This window comes from Brevundimonas sp., from assembly GCF_004210735.1.
GTDB lineage: Bacteria > Pseudomonadota > Alphaproteobacteria > Caulobacterales > Caulobacteraceae > Brevundimonas.
The window spans coordinates 1-8,579 of the sequence record NZ_SDZL01000078.1 but is presented as its reverse complement, the minus strand read 5'-3'; the positions used below and the strand labels follow the sequence as shown (position 1 = coordinate 8,579).

Sequence of the window (8,579 nt, the reverse complement as noted above, 5' to 3'; positions counted from 1 at the left end):
GGCGGGGGCGGCGCCTATTTCAACGTCGACCAGCCCTATCCGACCACCATCCAGGGCCTGACGGTCGAGGGCGCGGCCGTGCGCCGGATGGTGCGCGTTCCCTATACCGCCACCCGCCGCTCGATGAAGCGCGTGGTCATCCAGGCCGTCTGCATCGACGACCGCCAGCGGCCGCATCCGGCGTCGCAGGTACGGCCCGGCCGCGACGTGCACGACGACTATGAGGGCGAACTGTACCGCTGCATCGCCGGATCGCGCCTGCAGGCGACCATCGCCGCCTATGAGGGCGAGGTCCGCTTCGACCACGGCGAGACCATGGCCTGTCAGAAGAACGACGCCCTGTGGAAGGGTCGCGACGGCAAGCTGGAATGCCGCCCGCAGAAGGCCGAGCGCGACTGCAACGAACGCTCGCTGCTGCGCCGCTATGGGGCCGGGGTGAAGATCCTGACCCTGTATCGGGAAGAGACCTATACCGAATACCGCGAGGAAGAGGTCGTGGCCGAGGGCATCGCCCTGGAAAGCTCGATGATCACCCTGGACGGCGGCGTCGGCGGCCGCGTCTTCTGAACCGGCCGTTCAGCCGGGGGTCATGCCGCCGGATGCACTATCGGAGCGTCGAAAGGCTTCGTGGTCCTCGACGATCCTGAGCAGACTGGCCCCGGCCCGGAAACGGACCGGGGCCTTTTCATTAGGGGCTGGATGACTTCTGATATGTCTTCGAAGGATTACTAGGGCACGGATGGAAGGCGAGCGCGATGTGGAGATGGGCCAAGGCTTATCACAGCGGTCTTGTGAAGCAGGGTGAGGCGTCAGAGGCTCATCTCAGGTACTACGACGCACAACGCATCGCACTTCCTTGGTTTTTTGCGCTGTTCGTCAGCATAATCCTGGAGGCATTGTTCCGTCCCGCCGAGGCGATGCGAATTGGCATAGCCCTGGTCGTCGGCGGAACCTGTGTCGCTGGTATGACATACGCCATGACGACCTACCTTATAGCGGCATTCGCTGCCGATCGACGGCGATCACGTAAGAAGACGTCGTTGTAGAAACCGACTTTCGTTCGCCGTAGCCCCTCACCCTTTCGGCTGGCGCATCGCTGCGCTCTGCGAGCTTCAAGCCCTCTCCCGCCCGGAGAGAGTCAGGTCTTCGGCGTCACCTCGACCCGGTAAGCCTTGTCCGCCAGCAGGTATTGGGCCGCGACGCGTTGCAGGTCGTCGGGGGCGGCGGCTTCGAGGTCTGAGAGGGCGGAGCGGAGTTGGGGCAGGCGGTTGGGGTCGGTCTGGGCGCGTTGAAGCTCGGCGATCCAGAACTCGTTGGTGCTCATGCTGCGGCGCAGGGCCTCGATGCGGGGGCGGCGGGCGCGGTCCAGTTCGTCGGCGGTAATGGGGCCGGCCGCCAAGGCGGCGGCGATGCGGTCCACGTCGGCGAAGAAGCCGGGCAGCTTTTCCGGCGGGGCCTCGATGCTGGCGGCGACATAGCCGTAGCCGGTGAAGGTCGAGGAGGCGTTGGCCCCGACCGACGGCGAATAGGTGACGGCCTGATTTTCCCGCAGCTCCTCGGTCAGGCGCAGGCGCATGACGTCGGCCAGCAGGCGCACCAGCCGCGCCTCACGGATGTCGGCGATGGCGTCGACGGCGGGCCAGGCGACATAGCCCAGACCCTGATCGGCGCGGCCGGAATGGGTCAGGCGAACCGGTTGGGCGGTCGGGGCGGGGAAGCGGATGGGCGTGGCCTCCGCGACGGGCGTGTTCGGGCGGGCCGGCAGGGCGCCGAAGGTGGCGGCGACGCGGGCTACGGCCTCGTCCGTGGTGATGTCGCCGACGATCAGGACCTCCAGCGGGCCGTGGGCGATGCCCTGTTCGACTTCGGCGCGCAGGGCGGCGGGATCGGCGGCGGCCAGGGTGGCGGCGTCGGGCGTGCGCCAGCGCGCGTCGCCGGAGCGCATCAGGGCGCCGATCTCGCGGCCGAAGACTCCGCCGGGGGTCGCGTCCATCTGGGGCAGGGCCTGCAGATAAACGCCGCGCATCCGCTCGAACGGCTCGGGCCGCCAGGCGGGGTCGGTCAGATAGGCGGTCAGGACCTGAAGCTGGACGGCGAAATCCTCGGGCCGGGTGACGCCGGACAGGACATAGGCGTCCTCGCCCGCCGAGACGCCGGCGCCATAGACGCGGCCGGCCAGAACCTCGTCCACCTGTTCGGCGGTCAGTTGGCCCAGCCCACCCTCGGCCACGGCGGCGCCCAGGGCCCACATGGGGGTGGGGCGATCGGAAGGCAGACCCTGCTGGCCATCGCCGGCGCGGACGGCGACCATGATCTGGTCGTCGCGGAAGGTTGTCGGCTTGACCGTCAGGCGCGTGCCGTTGGCGAAGGTGATGAAGTCCGCGCCGACGTCGTCGGCCCGGCTGCGCGCGACGACGGCGCCCGGCGCGCCGAAGTCTGCGTAGGGCCAGGCCAGTTCGGCGCGGGCGGCGGGGGCGTCCACCGCCACCTGTTGGGAGGCGATCAGGGCGTCCAGGACGGCGGCCTCTTCGCCCGCGATCGCGGTCGGGCTGGTGACGAAGACCAGTGGGCCGGCGCCGTCGAAGGTGGATTTCAGTGCGGCGTTGACGCGGTCGGCGGTCAGGTCGCGGGTGATCTGGTCAAAGATGGCCAGGTCGGCGGCGGGGGCGGTGAAGACGTCGTCGCTGTTGACCGAGGCGGCCAGGCTGTTGGCCAGGGCCGGGGTGCGGCGCGTGGCGGCGCCGGCGACGGCGCTCTGGATCATCGCGCGCCACTCGGTGATCTCGCGCGCCAGCTCGCCCGCCGTGATGCCGTACTGGACCAGACGACGCTGTTCCTGATCCAGGGTGGTCAGGGCGCGCTCCCAGCCGCCGGGGGTGAAGCTGGAGTAGAGGGAGGCGGAATCCTGGCTGCGCAGATCGGTCGAACGGCTGGCCGAGGCGGCGACGAAGGGCGGATTTTCGGCGCGAGCCAGGCTCTGGAAGCGACGGTTCAGCACCTGCAGGCCCAGGCTGCGGATCACGTCGCGTTCCTGTTTCGCGCGGGTGTCGGGCGACAGGTCGGGCGGCGCGACCCAGGCGATCTGCAGGCTGGAGCCGACGCCGGGATCGACGAAGACGGCGGCTTCCGGCCCGCGCGGCTGGACGGCGCCCAGGTCGGGCTCGGCCCCGTCGGCGTGCGGGTTGGACCAGTCGCCGAACGCGGCGACGATCTTGGCCTCCATGGCGTCGATGTCGAAGTCGCCGACGGCGACGACGGTGGTGCGGCTGGGCCGGTACCAGGCGTCATAGAAGGCGACGAACCGATCGCGCGGGGCGGTGCGCAGGATCTCGGGATCGCCGATGGGGAAGCGGGTCGGGACGCGCTGGCCGCGCATCAGGAAGTCCAGCCGGGCGCGGGCCGAACGCATGCCGGGACCGTCGCGGGTGCGTTCCTCGGACAGGACCACACCGCGCTCGCGGTCGATGGCCTCGGGCGCCAGGAGGGCGTCGCCGATCATTTCACGCAGGATGTGCAGGGAGGCGTCGACCGTCTCGTCGTCGGTGCGCGGCAAGTCCAGCTTGTAGACCGTCTCGTCGAAGCCGGTGGAGGCGTTGGTGTCGGCGCCGAACGACAGGCCCAGCCGCTCCAGCGTCTTGACCAGTTCGCCCTCGGGAATGTCGGCCGAACCGTTGAAGGCCATATGCTCCATGAAGTGGGCCAGGCCCAACTGGTCGTCACCCTCCATCAGCGAGCCCGCGTCGATGCGAACGCGCAGCGACGCCTGACCGGGTGGGGTGGCGTTCTTCATCAGGGCGTAGCGCAGGCCGTTGGGCAGCAGCCCGAAACGGACGGCGGGATCGGCGGGGATGTCGCTGGCCGTGTGCGCCCAGGGGTCGGACGGGGCGACCGCGGCCGCTTGTGACGTCGCGCTCTGGAAGGCCAGCGCCGGCGCGGGCAGGGCGGCCGAGGCCAGCAGGGCGGCGCCGGAGGCGGCCAGGAACAGGCGGGTGATCGAAGGCGAACGACGCATGAAGGCTCCGGCTGGGGCGGCGTGCTCCAATCCGGGACGCCGTCGTCGCCACCGTAGGGCGGCCGCGACGACGCTCAAGCCGAAATCGGCCCTATTGAGGGCGGGTGACGTAGAAGGTGGCGCTGTTGCCCACGGCGTTGGCGCCGGTGATGACCGCGCGGCCCGAGCCGGTGACGGCGGTGTTGGCCACGGCCGAGACATTGGCCGCGTTGGTCTGGTTCACCGTCGCCGTCAGCTGGCCGCCGCAGTCGGCGCAGACCGAGCCGGTGACGCTGTTGCCCACGGCGTCGGCGCCGACATAGGCGTCATAGCCGTTGTGACCCGCGAACTGGGCCTGGGCCTCGACACCGCCGGTGTTGATCTGGGTCGCGTCCAGTTCCAGCCAGATGTCGTTGTTGCTGGCGGCCAGTTCGTTGGCCGCGGCGCGCGCCGAGACGTGGGCCGCGCCGTAGTCGTAGGCGGTGACGGTGGCCCCCGCGCGGACGCGGGCGCTGTTCGCCTGATCCGTCACGGCGACGACCGATCCGCCCTGATTGGCCAGGACGATGCGGTTTGCGGAGGAATTCGCACGCGCCGCCAGATTCCAGCCGTTGCCGGCGTTGCCGCTGGCGTCGGAATAGACCCGGTCGCCGGTGGCGCGCTGACGGATGTCGAGATTCTGGAACGAGCCCTGGGTCGCGTTCGGGCCGCTGGTCACGGTGACGACATTGGCCAGGGCCTCGGCCGAAAAGTCGGCGGGGGCGGGGATGTATTGCGTGCCGGCGAAATTGGTCGCCTCGACCGTGGCCGAGACCGACTGATCCAGTCGCCCGGTGAAACCCGAACCCTGGCCGCCCAGAGCCGCGGCGTTGCCGATAGCCGATGTCGCGACGGTGGCCCCGGCCAGCAGGCGGGCGTCGTCGTCGGGGATCAGGGCGTCGGCGCGGACGTGGTCGCCGTCGACCGTCTGGACCGCATCGACGGCCAGGCCGCCGTCATACGCCGCGCCTTCCAGAGAGTTGCCGCGCGCCTGAACCACGGCGGTGACGCGCCCGGCGGTGTCGCCGTTCAGGTCCATGACGCTGACCGCGCCGACGCGGGTTCCGGGCGCGACGGCCTGGTTGACGGTGGCGGTCGCCTGGACGCCGTCCACGCCGAAGCGCGCGTCGTTGCCGATGGCGCTGGTCGAGGCCGTGACCTGACCCGATTGATCGACGACGTTCAGCGGCGTGTCCGCGAACACCTCAAAGCCGTTCAGGGTCTGGTTCAGGACGATCGAGGACGGGTCCTGGGCGCAGGCCTCAGTAGCGGCTGCGACGCACATCGCCGTCGCGGCGATCGTGCCAGCGAGACGGATCGGCGCGAGTCTGGCCATTGTTCGTGTCCGTGTTGGGATAGGCGGGATAATAGCCGCCGGTCGGGCCGGTGGAGCCCAGCGGATCGTTGGCGGGGTCCAGACAGATGTTCGGACCCGGCGCGCCGTACAGATTGGCCATGAACTCGACCGTGGCCCGCTCGACCAGGGCGCGGACGGCCAGCTGGACCGGTTCGAACCCGCCCTGACCGGCTGAAACGTCAAAGACATTGCCGTTCAGGAAGTCGAACACCCCGGCTGAGATTTCGCGGCCGATGATCTGCTTTTGATACGAGACGACGTCGACGACCTCGAGCGTGGTGGTCTGGACCAGACGCAGGTCGATGGCGACGTTCATCACGAACACCTTGCCCTGTATCAGGCCCGAGCCGCCGCGCTTGGTGTCGGTCTCGCCCATGGCGGCGTCGAAGCCGGCCGAGCGGATGTTGTAGTTCACCTCGGTGATGCCGCCGACGACATAGAAGTCGGAACCCGGCACCTGACCGGCCAGGATGCGGCGGAACTGCTGGTCGGCGGGGCCGCCCGGAGTCTCGTCGCCGATCAGGCGGTTGTTGGCGTAGCGCAGCTCCAGCTCGGAGACCGAGGTGTCGTAGCGCTCGACGATCCGGGCGCCGGCCTTGGCCAGGGCCGTATTGGCCATCAGCGAGGCGCCCTGGGTGATCTGGCGGCCGCCGTCGGCCGAGACCGTGCCGGTGTAGTCGCTGATCCGGCCGATCGCCATGCGCGGCGAGGGCAGATTATAGCGGCGGGCATAGTCGGCCAGGCAGTAGAGCGCCGTGGAATAGGGGGTCGGGTTGGCCGTCACCGGCGCATTACCGATGGGCGACGCATACAGGCCCGAAGGCCCGGCGGTCGGGCTGACGCACCCGGCCAGGGCGGTCGCGCCGGACAGCAGGGCTGCGGCGGCGACACGCCCGAATGTGCGACGGGGGTTCAATCCGCTCATGGAAGGTTCAGGGTCCCGTTCAGGGTCGTTCCGGCGGAGACATCGCCGTTGTTGACCTGGTTGGAGTTGACGATGACCGTGTTCCAGTTGCCCTGGACCACCACGTTCAGGCTGTTGCCGATGGCGGTCGAGCCGCCGATGGTCGTGGACCCGTTCGAGCCGCCGGCGCCGGAATAGCTGCTGGACGCGCCGCCCGTGGCCTCGGAATAAGATGAGGCTCCGGCCTGGATGATGCCGTCGACGATCAGCCGGTTGCCGTTGGCGTCGCGGGTTGAACCGGTCTGGGCCCGGCCGGTCGTGTAGCGCGCCGCGCCGTAGCCGGCCTGGAACTGGGCCGCGCCGGACGAGCCGGCGGACTGGGCGAGGGCCGGCAGGGCCGTCGCGGCGAAGGTCAGCGCCCCCAGGGCGGCGGCCGTTCTGATGATGTTGCGCGTCATAGAGAGACAGCCCCCGGAAACCGAACACGGTTGTCGGGTCGTCAAGCAACCCCCGTGCCAGAATGGAGCATGGGGTCTTAAGAACCGCTTGAGATCGCGCCGTTCGCCGCGCATTGGGGGGATATGGAGCCCTACGACAGCCGCCTGGACGGCCCCCCGCGCGAAAAGATCTTCAATGCGCCGCTGATCGCGGTGCTGGTCGCCCTGTCCATGCCCGTTCTGTTTCTGGGACAACTGCGGTTGGCGGATTTTGGAATGAGCCTTGCGTTCCGGCCGTCGGATCTCGCGGCGGGGCACTGGGGCGAGCTGTTCACGTCCATGCTCTTGCACCGCAACTGGGGGCATGTCGGAATGAACGCCGTGGGGGCCTTCGCCTTTGGCCCGCCGGTCGCGCGCCTGCTGCGCGGGGGATGGGGCGTCATCGCCTTTCTGGCGCTCTATGTCGGCGGCGGGGTCGTCGGCGCCCTGGGCTATGGTCTGCTGCATCTGAATAGCTGGGATCTGCTGGTTGGGGCGTCGGGCGCGGTCTTCGCCCTGATCGGCGCCGCCACCCGGTTGCTGGGCGGGCAGGGGGGCGTGCTGCCGCTGACGGACCGGCGCGTGCTGTCGGCGGCGGCGGCGTGGATGCTGGTCAATGCGGCGGTCGGGCTGATCGGATTCGCGCCCGGCGCCGAGGGCGGGCGAATCGCGTGGGAGGCGCACGCCTTCGGCTTTGTGTTCGGCATTCTGGTGATCGGGCCGCTGGGCCGGATCTTCGGCGCGCGAGCCGGGTTTGCGTCCATGGACCGTATGAGCGATCCTGAGGCCTGAGAAGCGGCCCGTCCGCGGCCGCCCGGAGACAAAGGGAGCCGTCGCCATGCTGGTCGCTGAAATCCTGAAAACCAAGGGCGACGCCGTATTCGCCATCGCGCCGGAGCTGAGCCTGTCCGAGGCGTGCGCGGAGCTGGAGCGGCGGGGCGTCGGCGCCCTGATCGTGTGTGACGGGGATCGGGTGGCCGGCGTCATCTCAGAGCGGGACGTGGTTCGGGCGGTGAGCCGGGACGGGGCCGACAGCCTGAAACGGCCCGTGTCCGACTATATGACGGCCGAGGTGATCTTCGCCGAGCCGGCCGAGACGGTCGCGGTGCTGATGGGGCGGATGACCGACCGGCGGATTCGCCACCTGCCCGTGATGCGGGATCGACGGCTGTGCGGCGTCATCTCCATCGGCGACGTGGTGAAGTGCCAGATCGCCGAGGCCACCCGCGAAGCCGAGAGCCTGCGCACCTATATAGCGGCGGGCTGACGCAGCGCGCTCTGAAACGGACCTGTCGCCGATCGGAATCCGGCGGTTCGCGAGAAAGTCACGAAAACTGCGAAAAGACGCTTGCGGACAAATCAGCCGCTCCGTATATCGCCGCCTCGCTCGGCGACGGGCTGGCCCGCCGGGGCGACGGAGACGCAAGTCACCGACGCTCCAGCGGAAACAGGGAGAGAAAAACTCCTTGCTTCCGAAAGTGGTTCCGACTAGTCTCCGCGCTCCAATCGAATCGTCGGAACGCCCTGAGGGAAGCCTCTTCGCTTCTCCTGCGGTTTCTTGCGGACTGAAAAGCCTCGGCTTTTTATCCACAGGAAGGCTTCCAGCCTCGGTTGACACAGAGGGCCGGCTTCCCTAGATAGCCGCCTCCGCCGCGAACGGGCGCTAAACGGTTTGGGTCGCTGAGCGGCTCTGGGTCTTTGAAATCGTTGATCTGGAAAGAGAAACGCAGGCGGCGGTGTCCTGGCGAGAACCCTTTGGGGTTCTACAGTCGACACTGACATCTGCGGTCTTTTTGAAAAGACATACCATGA

General features: G+C 68.9%; 7 protein-coding genes. 3 read left to right on the top strand and 4 right to left on the bottom strand.

The annotated features are described in order from the left end of the window. Positions 1-567, top strand: a 567-nt coding sequence (locus EON91_RS13050) for a hypothetical protein (protein WP_292095541.1), incomplete at its 5' end; no start/stop codon positions are given. Positions 568-1,138: 571 nt separating this feature from the next. Here the strand turns inward: EON91_RS13050 and EON91_RS13045 are convergent. From EON91_RS13045 to hfaA, 4 genes are all read right to left on the bottom strand, one after another. Next, positions 1,139-4,012 carry a pitrilysin family protein gene (locus EON91_RS13045; protein ID WP_292095539.1) on the bottom strand — a complete coding sequence of 958 codons (2,874 nt, stop codon included), beginning with the start codon at positions 4,010-4,012 and terminating at the stop codon, positions 1,139-1,141. A 91-nt stretch (positions 4,013-4,103) separates the two neighbouring features. Next, positions 4,104-5,366 (bottom strand): holdfast anchor protein HfaD, encoded by a 1,263-nt coding sequence (gene hfaD, locus EON91_RS13040; RefSeq protein ID WP_292095538.1) that lies wholly within the window; start codon positions 5,364-5,366, stop codon positions 4,104-4,106. Beyond that, positions 5,293-6,312: a holdfast anchoring protein HfaB gene (hfaB, locus tag EON91_RS13035; RefSeq protein ID WP_292095536.1), complete on the bottom strand. Its 1,020-nt coding sequence runs from the start codon at positions 6,310-6,312 to the stop codon at positions 5,293-5,295. Before hfaB ends, hfaD begins: the two co-directional genes overlap by 74 nt. Continuing rightward, positions 6,309-6,749 (bottom strand): holdfast anchoring protein HfaA, encoded by a 441-nt coding sequence (gene hfaA / locus EON91_RS13030; protein ID WP_292095534.1) that lies wholly within the window; start codon positions 6,747-6,749, stop codon positions 6,309-6,311. The genes hfaB and hfaA overlap by 4 nt, the downstream gene beginning before the upstream one ends. A 123-nt stretch (positions 6,750-6,872) precedes the next feature. On the opposite strand from hfaA, the gene EON91_RS13025 reads away from it, so the two are divergent. Then, positions 6,873-7,559 carry a rhomboid family intramembrane serine protease gene (locus EON91_RS13025; RefSeq protein ID WP_292095531.1) on the top strand — a complete coding sequence of 229 codons (687 nt, stop codon included), beginning with the start codon at positions 6,873-6,875 and terminating at the stop codon, positions 7,557-7,559. 46 nt (positions 7,560-7,605) lie between these two features. Further along, on the top strand, positions 7,606-8,034 hold the full coding sequence (locus EON91_RS13020) for a CBS domain-containing protein (protein WP_292095529.1): 429 nt from the start codon (positions 7,606-7,608) through the stop codon (positions 8,032-8,034). Positions 8,035-8,579: the final 545 nt, after the last annotated feature.